This window comes from Ruegeria sp. H3, from assembly GCF_056533095.1.
On sequence record NZ_JBQFOD010000001.1, the window covers coordinates 434,598 to 447,621 of the forward strand.

Annotated in this window: 19 protein-coding genes and 1 tRNA gene; 12 read left to right on the plus strand and 8 right to left on the minus strand. The window is 56.7% G+C overall.

All coding sequences use genetic code 11. The features are described 5' to 3' along the window. Positions 1 to 48: 48 nt before the first annotated feature. The 9 genes from ACR0JE_RS02220 to ACR0JE_RS02260 all read left to right on the plus strand — a co-directional run bounded on the left by ACR0JE_RS02220 (position 49) and on the right by ACR0JE_RS02260 (position 6,344). Positions 49 to 822, plus strand: coding sequence for an isocitrate lyase/PEP mutase family protein (locus ACR0JE_RS02220; protein ID WP_480862693.1), 774 nt, complete (start codon positions 49 to 51; stop codon positions 820 to 822). A gap of 74 nt (positions 823 to 896) precedes the next feature. Further along, positions 897 to 1,190: a DUF1330 domain-containing protein gene (locus ACR0JE_RS02225; RefSeq protein WP_353007966.1), complete on the plus strand. Its 294-nt coding sequence runs from the start codon at positions 897 to 899 to the stop codon at positions 1,188 to 1,190. Between the two features lie 42 nt (positions 1,191 to 1,232). Further along, positions 1,233 to 1,682 carry a tellurite resistance TerB family protein gene (locus ACR0JE_RS02230; protein ID WP_480862695.1) on the plus strand — a complete coding sequence of 150 codons (450 nt, stop codon included), beginning with the start codon at positions 1,233 to 1,235 and terminating at the stop codon, positions 1,680 to 1,682. Between the two features lie 20 nt (positions 1,683 to 1,702). Continuing rightward, a complete protein-coding gene (locus tag ACR0JE_RS02235; protein WP_353007967.1) occupies positions 1,703 to 2,140 on the plus strand; it encodes a tellurite resistance TerB family protein in 438 nt (145 codons plus the stop codon). 5 nt (positions 2,141 to 2,145) lie between these two features. After that, the gene (locus ACR0JE_RS02240) at positions 2,146 to 2,874 is read left to right on the plus strand and encodes a phosphate/phosphite/phosphonate ABC transporter substrate-binding protein (RefSeq protein ID WP_480862784.1); all 729 of its coding nucleotides are present in this window, start codon (positions 2,146 to 2,148) and stop codon (positions 2,872 to 2,874) included. Between the two features lie 140 nt (positions 2,875 to 3,014). Next, positions 3,015 to 3,791, plus strand: a complete 777-nt coding sequence (locus tag ACR0JE_RS02245) for an ABC transporter ATP-binding protein (protein WP_480827591.1) — start codon at positions 3,015 to 3,017, stop codon at positions 3,789 to 3,791. 34 nt (positions 3,792 to 3,825) lie between these two features. Further along, positions 3,826 to 4,575, plus strand: coding sequence for a transporter substrate-binding domain-containing protein (locus ACR0JE_RS02250; protein ID WP_170532516.1), 750 nt, complete (start codon positions 3,826 to 3,828; stop codon positions 4,573 to 4,575). Positions 4,576 to 4,653: 78 nt separating this feature from the next. After that, positions 4,654 to 5,541 (plus strand): ABC transporter permease subunit, encoded by an 888-nt coding sequence (locus tag ACR0JE_RS02255; protein ID WP_170532514.1) that lies wholly within the window; start codon positions 4,654 to 4,656, stop codon positions 5,539 to 5,541. Beyond that, entirely contained in the window at positions 5,538 to 6,344 is an 807-nt protein-coding gene (locus tag ACR0JE_RS02260; protein WP_480862697.1) for an ABC transporter permease, read from the plus strand. The genes ACR0JE_RS02255 and ACR0JE_RS02260 overlap by 4 nt, the downstream gene beginning before the upstream one ends. Before the next feature lie 80 nt (positions 6,345 to 6,424). Here the strand turns inward: ACR0JE_RS02260 and ACR0JE_RS02265 are convergent. Then, positions 6,425 to 6,501 (minus strand) — tRNA-His (locus ACR0JE_RS02265). A gap of 47 nt (positions 6,502 to 6,548) precedes the next feature. Then, positions 6,549 to 7,031, minus strand: a complete 483-nt coding sequence (locus ACR0JE_RS02270) for an N-acetyltransferase family protein (RefSeq protein ID WP_480862699.1) — start codon at positions 7,029 to 7,031, stop codon at positions 6,549 to 6,551. 77 nt (positions 7,032 to 7,108) lie between these two features. Between ACR0JE_RS02270 and ACR0JE_RS02275 the strand changes: the two genes are divergently transcribed. Further along, entirely contained in the window at positions 7,109 to 7,297 is a 189-nt protein-coding gene (locus tag ACR0JE_RS02275) for a DUF6324 family protein (protein WP_480540997.1), read from the plus strand. A 6-nt stretch (positions 7,298 to 7,303) separates the two neighbouring features. Here the strand turns inward: ACR0JE_RS02275 and ACR0JE_RS02280 are convergent, their stop codons facing one another. Further along, a complete protein-coding gene (locus ACR0JE_RS02280) occupies positions 7,304 to 7,735 on the minus strand; it encodes an MmcB family DNA repair protein (RefSeq protein WP_480862701.1) in 432 nt (143 codons plus the stop codon). Positions 7,736 to 7,848: 113 nt separating this feature from the next. On the opposite strand from ACR0JE_RS02280, the gene ACR0JE_RS02285 reads away from it, so the two are divergent. Together ACR0JE_RS02285 and ACR0JE_RS02290 are read left to right on the plus strand one after the other, a co-directional pair. Further along, positions 7,849 to 8,169 (plus strand): metalloregulator ArsR/SmtB family transcription factor, encoded by a 321-nt coding sequence (locus tag ACR0JE_RS02285; RefSeq protein WP_170532504.1) that lies wholly within the window; start codon positions 7,849 to 7,851, stop codon positions 8,167 to 8,169. Next, on the plus strand, positions 8,166 to 8,591 hold the full coding sequence (locus ACR0JE_RS02290; protein WP_480862703.1) for an SRPBCC family protein: 426 nt from the start codon (positions 8,166 to 8,168) through the stop codon (positions 8,589 to 8,591). The genes ACR0JE_RS02285 and ACR0JE_RS02290 overlap by 4 nt, the downstream gene beginning before the upstream one ends. Positions 8,592 to 8,990: 399 nt before the next feature. On the opposite strand, the gene ACR0JE_RS02295 is transcribed toward ACR0JE_RS02290, so the two are convergent. The 5 genes from ACR0JE_RS02295 to ribB form a co-directional block, all read right to left on the minus strand. Beyond that, positions 8,991 to 10,127 carry an adenylate/guanylate cyclase domain-containing protein gene (locus tag ACR0JE_RS02295; protein ID WP_480862705.1) on the minus strand — a complete coding sequence of 379 codons (1,137 nt, stop codon included), beginning with the start codon at positions 10,125 to 10,127 and terminating at the stop codon, positions 8,991 to 8,993. 313 nt (positions 10,128 to 10,440) lie between these two features. After that, the gene (locus ACR0JE_RS02300) at positions 10,441 to 10,728 is read right to left on the minus strand and encodes a hypothetical protein (protein WP_480862707.1); all 288 of its coding nucleotides are present in this window, start codon (positions 10,726 to 10,728) and stop codon (positions 10,441 to 10,443) included. Positions 10,729 to 10,787: 59 nt separating this feature from the next. Beyond that, positions 10,788 to 11,270 (minus strand): transcription antitermination factor NusB, encoded by a 483-nt coding sequence (nusB, locus tag ACR0JE_RS02305; protein WP_480862709.1) that lies wholly within the window; start codon positions 11,268 to 11,270, stop codon positions 10,788 to 10,790. After that, complete coding sequence (locus ACR0JE_RS02310) at positions 11,267 to 11,818, minus strand: 6,7-dimethyl-8-ribityllumazine synthase (protein WP_480540983.1); 552 nt, start codon at positions 11,816 to 11,818, stop codon at positions 11,267 to 11,269. Before ACR0JE_RS02310 ends, nusB begins: the two co-directional genes overlap by 4 nt. Before the next feature lie 2 nt (positions 11,819 to 11,820). Beyond that, positions 11,821 to 12,942 carry a 3,4-dihydroxy-2-butanone-4-phosphate synthase gene (gene ribB / locus ACR0JE_RS02315; RefSeq protein WP_480540981.1) on the minus strand — a complete coding sequence of 374 codons (1,122 nt, stop codon included), beginning with the start codon at positions 12,940 to 12,942 and terminating at the stop codon, positions 11,821 to 11,823. Positions 12,943 to 13,024: the final 82 nt, after the last annotated feature.

Genomic DNA, 13,024 nt, shown 5'->3' on the forward strand with positions numbered 1-13,024 from the left:
GCCTGCCATGGGGTTAACTGTTGAATAAGCTTCGACAGGAGAACCCCCATGACCACCCAATCCCAACGCGCCGAAACCTTTACCAGCCTGCACAAAAAGGGTGATCCCGTCATCCTGTTCAACATCTGGGACGCTGGCAGTGCCGGTGCGGTGCGCGACGCCGGAGCGAAGGCGATAGCTACCGGCAGTGCTCCGGTCGCGATGGCGCGGGGCTATTCCGACGGGCAGGATTTCCCCATGGAAGCCGCCTTGGACAATGTCAGACGCATCGTCAAAGCGGTTGATCTGCCCGTGACGCTGGATTTCGAATCTGGCTATGCCGTTGATCCGGAAGCAATTTCCGACAACGTTGTCCGCGCGCTGGACTGCGGTGTTGTCGGATTCAACTTCGAGGATCAGATCATTGGCGGAGATGGTCTTTACCCTATTGCGGATCAAACCTCTCGGGTCGAAGCGGTGCGCAAAGCCTGCGACGGGGCTGGTATTCCGGCCTATATCAACGCCCGCACCGATATCTTCCTGAAAGCCCCGGCTGACACTCATGACGCAGCCATGCTAGACGATGCGATTGCACGAGCCGCCGCGTATCAATCCGCAGGGGCAAGCGGCTTCTTTGCTCCCGGCCTGAAGGATGAGGCGATGATCGGTCAACTTTGCGAAGCAACCGACCTGCCCGTCAACATCATCGCCCTGCCCGGCACGCCGGATACCCCGCGCCTAGCAGAGCTTGGGGTCGCGCGGGTCAGCTATGGGCCCGTGCCCTACCGGCAGATGATTGGGTGGCTTACAGAACAGGCGCACGCCGCAATCAACCACAGCTGAGACCCTGGCGGATCGGGATTGCTATTTTCGTCAATTCTAAGCACCTTGCCTGGGAAACTGGGTAGGAGGCTGTGATGAGCAAAGGCTATTGGGTGGCCCATGTCGATGTAGACGACATGGAGAGGTACAAAGACTATATCGCGGCTAATGGCGAGGCATTCGCCGCCTTTGGCGCTCGCTTTCTGGTGCGCGGTGGAACGCGAGAGCTTAAGGAAGGCGCCGCGCGTGCCCGCACAGTGGTAATCGAATTTCCCAGCTACGAAGACGCGCTGGCCTGCTATGAAAGTGAGGGTTATCAATACGCCAAAAGCCTGCGTGATCCGGTATCGAATGGCGATCTTGTGATCATTCAGGGCTATGACGGGTAGTCGTAGCTTGGCGCGCCACAAAATATGGGGTAATCTGCCCTTATGTTGAAGAAGTTCTTTCAGGCGTTCCGACCGCCCCAAACCAATCATTTGCCCGATCCTGATGCTGAACTGGCATTGGGCGCGTTGATGGTGCGTGTGGCACAGGCGGATCGGGACTATAAGCTGGAAGAAATCAGCCTGATCGACCGGATTTTGGCGCGTTTGTATGAGCATAACGCGATTGAAGCCGCTAAAGTGCGCGCCACCTGCGAGAAACTGCATGCCGCTGCACCCGAAACCGACACGTTTGGCAAACTGATCCGCGAAACCACTGACCTTCAGGAACGCCTTGCCGCGCTGGATGCGTTGTGGGAGGTCGTTCTGGCCGATGGCGACTCGGATGAGGGTGAGATTAAGATCGTTGAAGAGGCGCGCGCTGCGATGGGCCTTAGCTTCAATGACAGCAAGGCTGCGCGTGAACGGGTGCAAAGCCGCTTGGAAGCCAGCTAGCCCGCGTCTATATCTGTGTCATGTTTAGTGATTTTCTGTCCCGGCTGACACAGCCCGCTCCCGACCCGCTTCCCGATGATGACGCACGCCTGGCGCTGACCGCCCTGCTAGTGCGCATCGCACGATCCGACAATGACTATGCCGACTCCGAGATGGCGCGTATCGATAAGATATCGACCCAACGCTATGGTCTGTCTCCGTTCGAAGCAGCCGGACTGCGCGCACGTGCTGAAGATCTCGAGGCCGAGGCCCCCGATACCGTCCGCTTTACCCGCGCCATTAAGGAGGCCGTTGCCTACGAGGATCGGCTGGCCGTCGTGCAGGCCATGTGGTCGGTCGCCTTGGCGGATGGGCAGCGGACAGGTGAAGAAGATTCCCTGCTGCGCCTTGTGGTTAGCTTGCTGGGCGTTAGCGATGTGGATTCGGCGCTGGCCCGGCAAAAGGCTGCACAATCGTGACAGCGATGCTGGGCATGTATGACATGCCTGCCCTGGAGGCCGCCAATAATCGATTCTGGTCACTGATCCGCAGCCATCTTGGATTTGGCCCGGCGCAACTGGATCGGCATCGAGATGTTTGGGATATCTGGCAAGACCCCGATCTTGTTTTCGCCCAGACCTGCGGCATGCCCTACCGCACCCGCCTTCATGGCCACGTTCAACTGGTCGGAACGCCAGACTATCGACTACCAGGGTGTCCGGCTGGTCACTATTGCTCGGTCTTTGTGGCGCGATGCGACGACCCACGCGAGCTTGCCGACCTAGCGATGGGACGGTTCGCCTATAACGAGGCGCTTTCGCAATCTGGTTGGGCTGCGCCGATCACACATCTGGACAATTTGGGTTTGAAACCCGCCGAACTTATCCAAACCGGCGAACACGCCCTGTCCGCCCAGGCCGTTGCCGACCACGACGCAGATTTTGCCGCTTTGGATGCACTGACATGGGCGCTGTTGAAGGAGCATACGGATCTGGGCCAGTATCTGCGCGACGTTGCCCGCACATCGCCAACCCCTGCGCTGCCCTACATCACTTCGCAAACCCAGGACCCGGATCAGATTGCAGATGCCGTTCATACGGCCATCACCGCTCTTTCTGAAGAAGACAAGCGCCTCCTTCACATCCGTGGGTTGATCAATATTCCCGCCGAAGAATATCTGGCCGTTCCCACGCCCCCTCCACCTAGAGCCTGATTGCACAGTCTCTACTCATTTTGATAATAACCTCTGGTCAATTCGGCAGATTCGATCCCTGATTCTGTGATTTGCGCATTGCATTGTGCCGGATTTTCCGTCCTATTAGCGCATCAATACCAGCAACAACGGGATCCTTCGTGTCAGACCCATCAGCCGTCATCGAGATCAAGAACCTTCACAAAAGCTTCGGCAATCTCGAGGTGCTCAAGGGTGTCGACATCACTGCAAGGCGCGGGGATGTGGTGTCGCTCATAGGATCATCCGGATCGGGAAAATCAACCCTGCTGCGTTGCTGCAACCTGCTGGAAGACAGCCAGCAAGGCGAGATCCTATTCAAAGGCGAACCCGTACAATGGGCTGGCAAAGGTCATGGCCGCCACCCCGCGGACCCCAAGCAGGTTCTGCGCATTCGGACTAACCTGTCTATGGTGTTCCAACAATTCAACCTTTGGGCACATATGACCATCTTGCAGAATGTAATGGAGGCTCCGGTCACCGTTTTGGGCCGTGACAAGGCCGAAGTGGAAGACAGCGCCCGCAAGTATCTTGATAAGGTTGGCATTGGCGACAAATGCGACGTCTACCCCGCGCAACTGTCTGGTGGTCAGCAACAGCGCGCCGCCATAGCGCGTGGATTGTGCATGGAGCCCGAAGCACTGTTGTTTGACGAGCCGACCTCGGCCCTGGATCCCGAGCTGGAACAGGAAGTGATCAAAGTGATCAAGGACCTGGCCGCAGAAGGCCGGACCATGATCATCGTGACCCATGACATGCAGATGGCCGCCGATATCTCAAGCCATGTCGTATTCCTGCATCAAGGACTGATCGAAGAAGAAGGCACACCCGAAGACATCTTTACCGCCCCTGAGTCTAAGCGACTTCAGGGTTTTCTGTCCGCTACCAAAGCGGCATAATTTCAAAGAACAGAACCAAACTGGGGAGTAACCAATGAAAAACCTAATTCTGACCACTGCAGCGCTGGCTTTGACCGCCGGGATGGCCATGGCCGACACCGTGCGCATGGGCACCGAGGGCGCCTACCCTCCGTATAACTTCATCAACGATGCCGGTGAGATCGACGGGTTCGAGCGGGACGTAGGTGACGAGCTGTGCAAACGCGCCGGGCTGGAATGCGAGTGGGTTAAGAACGACTGGGATTCGATCATCCCGAACCTGGTATCGGGTAACTACGACACCATCATCGCGGGCATGTCGATCACCGACGAACGTGATGAAGTCATCGATTTCACACAGGACTATTATCCGCCAACCGCGTCGGCCTATGTCGCGACCTCTGACGCAGCCGATGTCACCGGTGGTGTTGTTGCTGCGCAAACCGCCACCATTCAGGCAGGCCACGTCGCCGAAACCGGCGCTACTCTGGTTGAATTCGCGACCCCGGAAGAAACCATCGCAGCCGTCCGCAACGGCGAAGCCGATGCTGTTCTAGCTGACCGCGACTATCTGGTGCCGCTGGTCGAAGAATCGGGCGGTGAGTTGGTCTTTGTCGGCGATCCAGTTCCGCTGGGCGGTGGCGTCGGCATGGGCCTGCGTGAAAGCGATGGTGAATTGCGCGGCAAGTTCGACGAAGCCATCACGTCGATGAAAGCTGACGGCACGCTTAACGAGATGCTGATCAAGTGGTTCGGTGAAGGCACCGCCACATACGGCGCTGACGGTTCGGTCGTCACCAACTGATACTGACCTGTCCCGGCCCGGCGTCCTTGCGCCGGGCCCGTTCCGGCCTTGCCGGACCAGACGTTCGAAAGACGCCTTATGTTCTCCTACTGCGCTGATCCTGACACGCTGGGCACGTTCCGCTGGTTCTCGTGCTATCTGACCAATGGCGTCCACTGGTCGTTCTACCTATCTTTCATCAAGGTTCTGGCCCTGCTGGCCGTGACTGCGCCCGTCGCGCTCGGCTTTGGCTTTGCAGGCGCGATGGCCGCACGGTCGCACTTTCTGCCTCTCAGTTGGCTGGGCAAGGCTTATATCGCGATTGTACGCGGCGTGCCCGACATTGCCTTTTTCCTGTTCTTCGTCATCGCTCTGGATCAGGGGTTTGAATGGATCCGCCACAAGATCCTCTGCCCCGACTGGACCGATCCGATCCGTCAGGGCAACGATTTTCTGGTGTGTCAGGCCGCCAAGCTGCCGCTTGGGACTTCGCCAGAATGGGTGCACGAGACCTACGGCTTTTTCCTTGCAGTGATTACATTCTCTATCGTGTTCGGCGCTTTTGCTGCCAATGTCCTGTTCGGCGGAATGCGCGCCGTGCCACATGCGCAGCTGGAAACGGCCGAGGCCTATGGCATGACCCGCAGCCAGACCTTTTGGCGCATCCTTGTGCCGCAAATGTGGGTCTACGCCCTGCCCGGCCTTTCAAACCTTTGGATGGTTCTGATCAAGGCCACGCCGCTGCTGTTCTTGCTGGGTGTTGAAGACATCGTCTATTGGGCCCGCGAACTGGGCGGCACCAAGACATCGCGCTTCACCGACTACCCTCATGGCGACTGGCGCATGTGGTACTTTCTGGCCCTGCTGGTCTTTTATCTTGGCATGACCCGTGTGTCCGAGATCGGGCTGGAGAAACTGATGCGCCGCTTGTCGCATGGTCAGGCCACTTCGGGCGGAGAGCTTCTGCGCAAGGAGACCACGGCATGAGCTGCTTGCAAACTATTCAAAATTACGGCCTGCGATCTCTGGGCTATGGCGAACGGCTTCTGCCTAAAACTGACTTTACCCTGTGCGAGCATTTCACCCTGATCGGTTCAGGTATGATCTGGAATGTCTATTTCGGCATCATGGCAATGGTCACGGGGTTCTTTCTGGCCACCGCACTGGCGGTTGGAAAAGCATCGCCCAACAAATGGCTGCGCAAACCGTCCGAATGGTTCATCTTTCTGTTCAGGGGCTCGCCGCTGTTCATCCAGTTCTTCTTTGCCTATTTCTTCTTCCTGTCGTTGAAGAAACCCTATCCGATGTTCGACGCGTTCACTTCGGCCTGGCTGGGGGCGCTGATCGTACTGTTCCTGAACACCTCCGCTTATTCGGGTGAGATCTTTTATGGCGCGTTACGCTCGATCCCCAAGGGCGATCTTGAGGCTGCGGATGCTTATGGCATGTCTGGCTGGGCACGGTTCCGCCGCATCGTCTGGCCGACCATGTTGCGGCTGGCCTGGCCCGCCTATACGAACGAAGCGATCTTTGTGTTCCAGTCCACAACACTGGTCTTTTTCTCGGCCTTCCCGGCCTGGCAGCAGCGCGGAGACGCCTTGTACTATGCCAGCTACTTTGCCGATAAAACCTTCAACCCGTTTGTGCCCTACCCGATTTTGGCCTTTTATTTCATCCTGTTGACCCTTGTCATCGTGTGGGTTTTTGGACTGGTGAACAAGCGCCTGAACCGCCATCTGCCCGTCGCAAGACAAAGCAAGATGAAATTCAGACTGAACCTCGCGCGCTGACCCTGCGCGCGAGTTCAGCAGATCAAACAAGTTTGATCACGCCACAATTGCTCATCTATTCGCTTGCTATGTTGGGGACTTGGTACCGCCTCCCTGGCTTGAACAGGGGACCTCTGGATCCACAATCCAGCGCTCTAACCAACTGAGCTAAGGCGGCACTCGTGAAGGGCGATGTACCGAACGCGTCCGGGGATTGCAAGAGGATTAAAGCTGAATTTTCCAGCTTTGTTCGACAAGATCGACCCCAAAAGAATGCACCTGTTTGCTACCCATAAGCTGCCATCCATTGGCCCGATACAGCGCACAGGCCGCGCGGTGGCTTTCGTGGGTCCATAGCTGCATTTGCTGGTATCCGGCCTGCTTGGCAAAGCCCATACAGGTCTCCAGAAGTCGCTTGCCCAACCCCAGCCCGCGCGCATCGGGCACCAGCAGGAACAGCCTCAGTTTCGCGGTCTGTGCGTCCAGCCTGACACAGAAGATACTGCCCAGCCTTTCACCTGCGCGCTCAGCGATCCAGCCGCATTCGCAGGATGGATCATGGTCGGCAATGAACTCTCGAAGGATGCCTGCCACCAACGGAGCAAAACTGTCGTCGAACCCTTCATCACGTGCATAGAGCGTGCCGTGCCGTTCGACCAGCCAGGGCGCATCATCGGCCCGAAACGATCTGAGAACCACATCATCCATACCCTATCTGACCGCAAAGGCGGCTTGATTCTCAACCCTTTGCGCGCTAGCACGAACGCTCAGTCCCGGAGGCGAATATGGGTATCAACACCGAACGCGACATTCAGGCCAACCTGCAGATCGGCCCAACTGATCAGGGTATGGTGCGTCTGTTCATCGAGGCTGATGGCCTCGAGGTCCCGATGGATTTCGACCCGGAAGAGGCTGAGGAAATCGCCGAAGAAATTCGCGCCGCAGCGCAAGCCGCCCGTGCCGTCAGTGACTGAGCTTTTCTAAAGTCGCGGATCACGCAGTATGTGCAGACGCCGTGCCGCATCGGTTGCAAATTTCTGGATCATCTTCTTACGCCGCGCTGGGGCCAGTTTGTCCTCGGGCGCCATTCGGATGATCTCGGCATCATAAGCGTCGGCAATGATCAGGCCGGTTTCCTGAGGCAGTAATTCCGTCGGGAAATCTGTATCAACGGCCCAAAAGAATCGATCACACCACTCAAGATATCCCTGCCATTTCGCGTCTGACTGATAGTCCGCGCGGCTGGATTTGCATTCGATCACCCAGAGCTCACCTTTGGGGCCCAGCCCCATAACATCGACCCGCAAACCACGGGCTGGCACGAATTCTTCAACAGAAACAAACCCATGTGCGGTAAGGTGCCGCGCGACACCACGTGCGAGTTTCTGTCCGGGTTGTAGATCCAATGTCATGAGAAAAATGTGAACAATTAGTGAACAAATGTAAAGCACAGATCCGGGCTTGACATGATACCTTTTGGTATTCAATTAATGTGATACCGAAAGGTACTACTTATGAGGCACCGATGGAGAACTTAACTCAAAACGCGTTTCGTGCGCTGGCCGATCCAACCCGTCGAGACATTGTCAAATTGCTGGCGTCCGAGGACATGACGATCGGCCAGTTGACCGACCGGTTCGACATGACCCGGGCCGCCGTCAAGAAGCATCTGACGGTCCTGTCCGATGGCGGGCTGATCACAGTGGAAGCCCGCGGTCGGGAACGCATCAACCGAATAGAACCACAGGGCATGGCGCCTGTGCTGGACTGGTTCAGATACTTTGACCAGTTCTGGGATGATCGCCTTAGCTCTCTTAAAGAAGCGATTGAAAGGAAAGACAAATGAGTAATTCTGTGTTGCAAAAATCCATTTTCCTGCGGGCCGAGCCGGACACGGTCTGGGCCTACCTGACCGAGCCCGAGCGGCTAGCCGAATGGTTTCACAAACCCGAACGCAAACTGGCCAAAGGCCAAAAGCTGGAGATGTTTGGAACCACCAGTGGCGATCTGCTGATCTGGGGTGAAGTCCGGGAAGCGCGCGCGCCAGAATATCTGGAATACACGTTCACCGTCAAACCTATGGGTGATGCTGTCAGCGTAGTCAAATGGACGTTAACACCCGTTGCGGGCGGCACACGGCTAAGCCTGCTACATGAAGGCCTGCCCCAAACCGCCGAGGCCTTTGGCCTGATCCTGGCGCTGGACAATGGCTGGGACGAGCATTTCGGCAAGATGCGCACCGCCCTGCACGAGCCGGTCGACGCCTGATCTGTCGACAAACCCCTTGTACGAACCCGCCCGACGCCCTAACTAAGCGCTTGGCGGGTTCTGCCCTTCTTGTGACTGGTAGCATTCTGGTGGCCTTAAGCAATTCCGAGGGGGCTGGCTCTGTTCAGGTCCTGGCCTGATTACCTGGCGCCCACCTGTACATACAGGTCCTCGGGAATCAAACCGCACGGTTGACTGGTGGTCCCGCCGCTTCCCCAAATTGGTTCAAAGTATCACCAACGTCGGTCTCTGTGCGCCTGGATGTCATGCAGATCAAATAAGTCCGCCTGATAATCCAACTCTTCCAAACGCAATGCTGGCGCAGTAGACAGGCCTTCCAGTTGAACCTAAGCGCCCATTCCCTGGCTCCTAGGAACATTCATGCAAACTGGTTCAAAGCTATCCTTCGATGAGAGAAAACAATTCGATTGGTTCAGCAAGGCCGCGAACTTCGTGAAACCCACAAGGCAAAAACAGATCAGGCGACGCGCTAGCAATCGCTGATGTTACCAGCACTCTATAGCCGATGGATTTGGTTAGACCCTCTATGCGACTGGCGACGTTCACTGCGCCCCCGAGAACCGTAAAATCAAGTCTTCCAGGACTGCCGATATTGCCATAGCTGACTTGCCCAACATTGATCCCAATCCCAACATCCAAAGACGGCTTTTGCGCCTCATCGCGCCGATGGTTGAGCGTCGTCAAACCGGCCAATACACTTTGCGCGGCATGCGCAGCCTTTCGGCACCGGTCGGCGTGATCAGTCGGAGATGCGATGGTGAAGATCGAGAGAATCCCGTCACCCATAAACTTTAGAACATCGCCGCCGTTCTCTTCTACAGATTGCACAACCAAATCGAAGTAACCGCTCAGCGCGTCAAAGACATCTACCTCGGGTGCGGCTTCTGAAAGGGCCGTGAAACCTCGCAAATCAGAAAACATGACGACTGCATCAACTGTCGTACGTTCGCCCCGCTTGATCCGCCCATTCCACACCGCATCAGAGGGTCCATCACCAAGATAAGTTCGTAGCAGTCCCTTGGCTGACTTGCGCATTGTGACAGGTTCCAAAGCGGAAGACAGAGCAGGCAGAGCTGCCTCAATCAATTCCAGATGGCGCGGTAAAAAACCATCGGGGTCCTGCGTAACAAATGTACAGCCATGCAGAGACCCATCGCCATAATACATCAGGGTGGCATAGTAGTCTGTGCCACCCAACTCAGCGAATTCAAGGTATGATGAATGTTCAGTCTTTGGATCAAGTTGTCGCAGGCTTTTGTGAAGCGGTTTTCTGTGCTCCAGAATGTACTCAAATGAGCTGCCGACATACCCTTCTGTCAACATCGTTTCATGAGTCACGTCGTAGCTGTCGGTCCCGTCAGGGGTCCAAACAATCCCCCATGCAATTAGTAACGGATTGGCGAAACGCTGACCGATATTGACTCGCCAGAGCGGAACGCCTTCCTCGATCAAAGATGAGCAGAAATGAGAAACTACTTTCACGGGGTCGCCAGAGCGGCGTCCTTCGGTAATCATCCAGTCGGTTAGCTGTGCTACTGGGGCCATGACATCAAACTAGTCCCTTGGACAAGATGATCAAAGTTCCTTCCTTTTCGCAGGTTGTTCAAAGCGCGATATTGAAGGAGTATGATCAAACCAAGGCCCCAGATACGCCATTCTAAATATCCGCGATAGGCTAAGATCGACCGCATACAAACATGACAGCGACTGCATCTGCTTTTAAGCAGCAACAGTCAATGCCGGTGCAACCATCTCGCGATATGCCAGAAAGCCAATGAGAGGCTCGGGGTGATACAGCCTGGCATCAAAATTAGCGTGAAACACGCGCCTATTGCTTGATCGCAACGGGTTTCAAGTCTTGTAAAACTGGTGTGCCCCCGCGCGGACCTTTGGGTTTTTCGGCCATGCTCATGATCTTGTAGCCAAACTGAACCCCGGCAAAGACGATCCCATTCATGAACCAGATCATCAGCAACGCGATCAGGCCGACATCCGAGCCGATCATCAGGCTGCGCAGATTGGCTACGTTGAAGACCAGCAACACCCCGACAAACACCGCCGAGATGACAAATCCCCAGACAACTTGCGTGATGTAGAGACGGATCAATTTAGGCATGGCAGACCTCCTTGCGCTATTGACGTGAGTCTAGCGCCTGTGAGGCTGCGGTAAAGGCGTCAGAACGCCTCGGGCTGCGCCTCGCGCGCCATGTGATCCAGAACGGCGTTGACGAATTTGGGCTCTTTACCTTCCGGGAAAAAAGCGCGCGCCACGTCCACGAATTCAGTGATGACCACTTTGGGCGGCGTATCGCTTTGGGTCAGCTCGGCACCTGCCGCGCGGAACAGCGCCCGCAAGGTCGGGTCAATCCGAGCAATCGGCCATTTCGCAACCAAGGCACGGTCCGTCATCTGATCAATTGGCGCTTGATAGTTCACCGCATTGTCGACCAGCGACCGGAAGACGCTGATATCGCCGTCCAGCATCTCCTCACCCTCATAGACGGCACCAAACCGGTGATCCAGAAACTCATTCACGACCGTTTCGGTCGTCTGCCCCGATTGCTCCATCTGGAACAGCGCCTGCACGGCATAAAGCCGGGCGGCGGATTTCATCAGGCGTTTCTGGTTGGCCGGTTTCGGCGCATCTGTGTGGGTCATACTGTCGTGGATCCGTTGCTGTCGCCCGCCACAAGGATGGACTCGGACGGCGGCTTGAAGCCCACGCCCTTTTTGGAAGAGCCCCACTTACGGCCGAGTGCGATCAGATGCAAGGCCGCAGCAGCCGCTCCGCCGCCTTTGTTCATCTTTTCGGGGTTGGCGCGGACTTCGGCCTGTTCGTTGTTTTCAACCGTCAGGATACCGTTGCCGATCAGCAGGCCTTGAAGACCCATCAACTGAATGGCGCGGCTGGAGTCGTTGCAGACGGTTTCATAATGCGTGGTCTCGCCCCGAATGACACAACCCAGTGCAACATAACCATCGAAATTGCACTGGCGATCAGCCATGGCGATGGCGGTTGGTATTTCCAGCGCGCCGGGAACCTCGACAACTTCGAAAGTGCCACCTGCCGCTTCGATTTCAGCCTTAGCACCTGCGATCAGATTGTCGGCAATGGCGCGATAGAACGGGGCCGCCACGATCAGCAGTTTCACCGGCTTGTCAAATTTGGGTGTCGGCAGGATGCCATGTTCGTCTTGAGCAGCCATGTTCAGTCTTCCTTCAGGATCGAGCGGGTGCCGACGATGGACAAGCCAAACGCGTCGAGCCCCAAATACACGGTTTCAGGTGAGTCCGTCAGTAGAACCAATTCCTGAACGCCCAGCTTGGACAGGATCTGAGAACCGAGACCCGTTTGCTTGATGGTGCGCGGGCCTTCATCTTCGACCGCATAGAGCGAATTGCGCGGCTGGCGGAACAGGCAGACGACCCCCCGACCCTCTTCCGCGATCTTCTCCATCGCGCGCGGCAATTCGCGCGAAGATTTGGGTCCGAGGCCCAGAATATCCGGTGCTTCATGCAGGGCGTGAGTACGGGTCAGAACGGGCTCTGGCGTGGTGATGTTACCCTTGATCATTACGACATGCTCTATGCCATGAAGCTGATCGGTGAACAGGCGCATTTCCCATTCGCCACCATATTCCGACGTGACGGTCTCGCGTGAGGTTTCGACCACCAGATTATCATTGCGCGACCGATACGCGATCAGATCACTGATGGTGCCGATCTTCATGTCATGCTCTTGCGCGAATTCGACCAGATCCGGCAGACGCGCCATGGTTCCATCAGCCTTCATGATCTCACAGATCACACCCGATGGGTTCAGCCCCGCTAGACGCGAGATATCCACGGCAGCCTCGGTATGGCCCGCGCGCACCAGCACCCCGCCGCGCTTGGCCCGCAGCGGGAAGATGTGGCCGGGGGTGGCAATATGGGCCATCGTATTCTGTTCGTTGATCGCGGTGGCCACGGTCAGCGCCCTGTCTGCGGCAGAGATACCTGTCGAAACCCCCTCGCGCGCTTCAATCGAGACGGTGAAAGCGGTTTCGTGACGCGATGAATTGTTTACCGCCATCATCGGCAGGCCCAGATTGTCGATCCGTTCAGCCGTCATCGGCAGACAGACCAGCCCGCGCCCATGGGTGGCCATAAAGTTGATCGCGTCGGCATCGGCGAATTCAGCGGCAATCACCAAATCGCCTTCGTTTTCGCGATCCTCGTGATCGACCAGAATATACATCCGGCCTTTGCGCGCCTCTTCGATGATCTCTTCAATCGGGCTGATCGCGTCGCGCAGCTGGGCCTCGACCGGGCCCGGGGTTTCAAAGCTCATGGGGCAGCCTTTCACAAGAGCATTTCTGCAACGCGGGATAGACCACACCGCGCCCAAAGGCCAGAGCGCAAACGGCGTGCGC

Excerpts from the sequence above, each read along its gene's own strand:
- ACR0JE_RS02295 (WP_480862705.1), bottom strand. The coding sequence starts at position 10,127 with ATGATTACCGAAGGACGCCGCTCTGGCGACCCCGTGAAAGTAGTTTCT.
- ACR0JE_RS02240 (WP_480862784.1), top strand. The coding sequence starts at position 2,146 with ATGCTGGGCATGTATGACATGCCTGCCCTGGAGGCCGCCAATAATCGA.
- ACR0JE_RS02300 (WP_480862707.1), bottom strand. The coding sequence starts at position 10,728 with ATGCCTAAATTGATCCGTCTCTACATCACGCAAGTTGTCTGGGGATTT.
- ACR0JE_RS02255 (WP_170532514.1), top strand. The coding sequence starts at position 4,654 with ATGTTCTCCTACTGCGCTGATCCTGACACGCTGGGCACGTTCCGCTGG.
- ACR0JE_RS02260 (WP_480862697.1), top strand. The coding sequence starts at position 5,538 with ATGAGCTGCTTGCAAACTATTCAAAATTACGGCCTGCGATCTCTGGGC.
- nusB (WP_480862709.1), bottom strand. The coding sequence starts at position 11,270 with ATGACCCACACAGATGCGCCGAAACCGGCCAACCAGAAACGCCTGATG.
- ACR0JE_RS02290 (WP_480862703.1), top strand. The coding sequence starts at position 8,166 with ATGAGTAATTCTGTGTTGCAAAAATCCATTTTCCTGCGGGCCGAGCCG.
- ACR0JE_RS02225 (WP_353007966.1), top strand. The coding sequence starts at position 897 with ATGAGCAAAGGCTATTGGGTGGCCCATGTCGATGTAGACGACATGGAG.
- ACR0JE_RS02285 (WP_170532504.1), top strand. The coding sequence starts at position 7,849 with ATGGAGAACTTAACTCAAAACGCGTTTCGTGCGCTGGCCGATCCAACC.
- ACR0JE_RS02250 (WP_170532516.1), top strand. The coding sequence starts at position 3,826 with ATGAAAAACCTAATTCTGACCACTGCAGCGCTGGCTTTGACCGCCGGG.
- ACR0JE_RS02310 (WP_480540983.1), bottom strand. The coding sequence starts at position 11,818 with ATGGCTGCTCAAGACGAACATGGCATCCTGCCGACACCCAAATTTGAC.
- ACR0JE_RS02280 (WP_480862701.1), bottom strand. The coding sequence starts at position 7,735 with ATGACATTGGATCTACAACCCGGACAGAAACTCGCACGTGGTGTCGCG.
- ACR0JE_RS02275 (WP_480540997.1), top strand. The coding sequence starts at position 7,109 with ATGGGTATCAACACCGAACGCGACATTCAGGCCAACCTGCAGATCGGC.
- ACR0JE_RS02230 (WP_480862695.1), top strand. The coding sequence starts at position 1,233 with ATGTTGAAGAAGTTCTTTCAGGCGTTCCGACCGCCCCAAACCAATCAT.
- ACR0JE_RS02235 (WP_353007967.1), top strand. The coding sequence starts at position 1,703 with ATGTTTAGTGATTTTCTGTCCCGGCTGACACAGCCCGCTCCCGACCCG.
- ACR0JE_RS02220 (WP_480862693.1), top strand. The coding sequence starts at position 49 with ATGACCACCCAATCCCAACGCGCCGAAACCTTTACCAGCCTGCACAAA.
- ribB (WP_480540981.1), bottom strand. The coding sequence starts at position 12,942 with ATGAGCTTTGAAACCCCGGGCCCGGTCGAGGCCCAGCTGCGCGACGCG.
- ACR0JE_RS02270 (WP_480862699.1), bottom strand. The coding sequence starts at position 7,031 with ATGGATGATGTGGTTCTCAGATCGTTTCGGGCCGATGATGCGCCCTGG.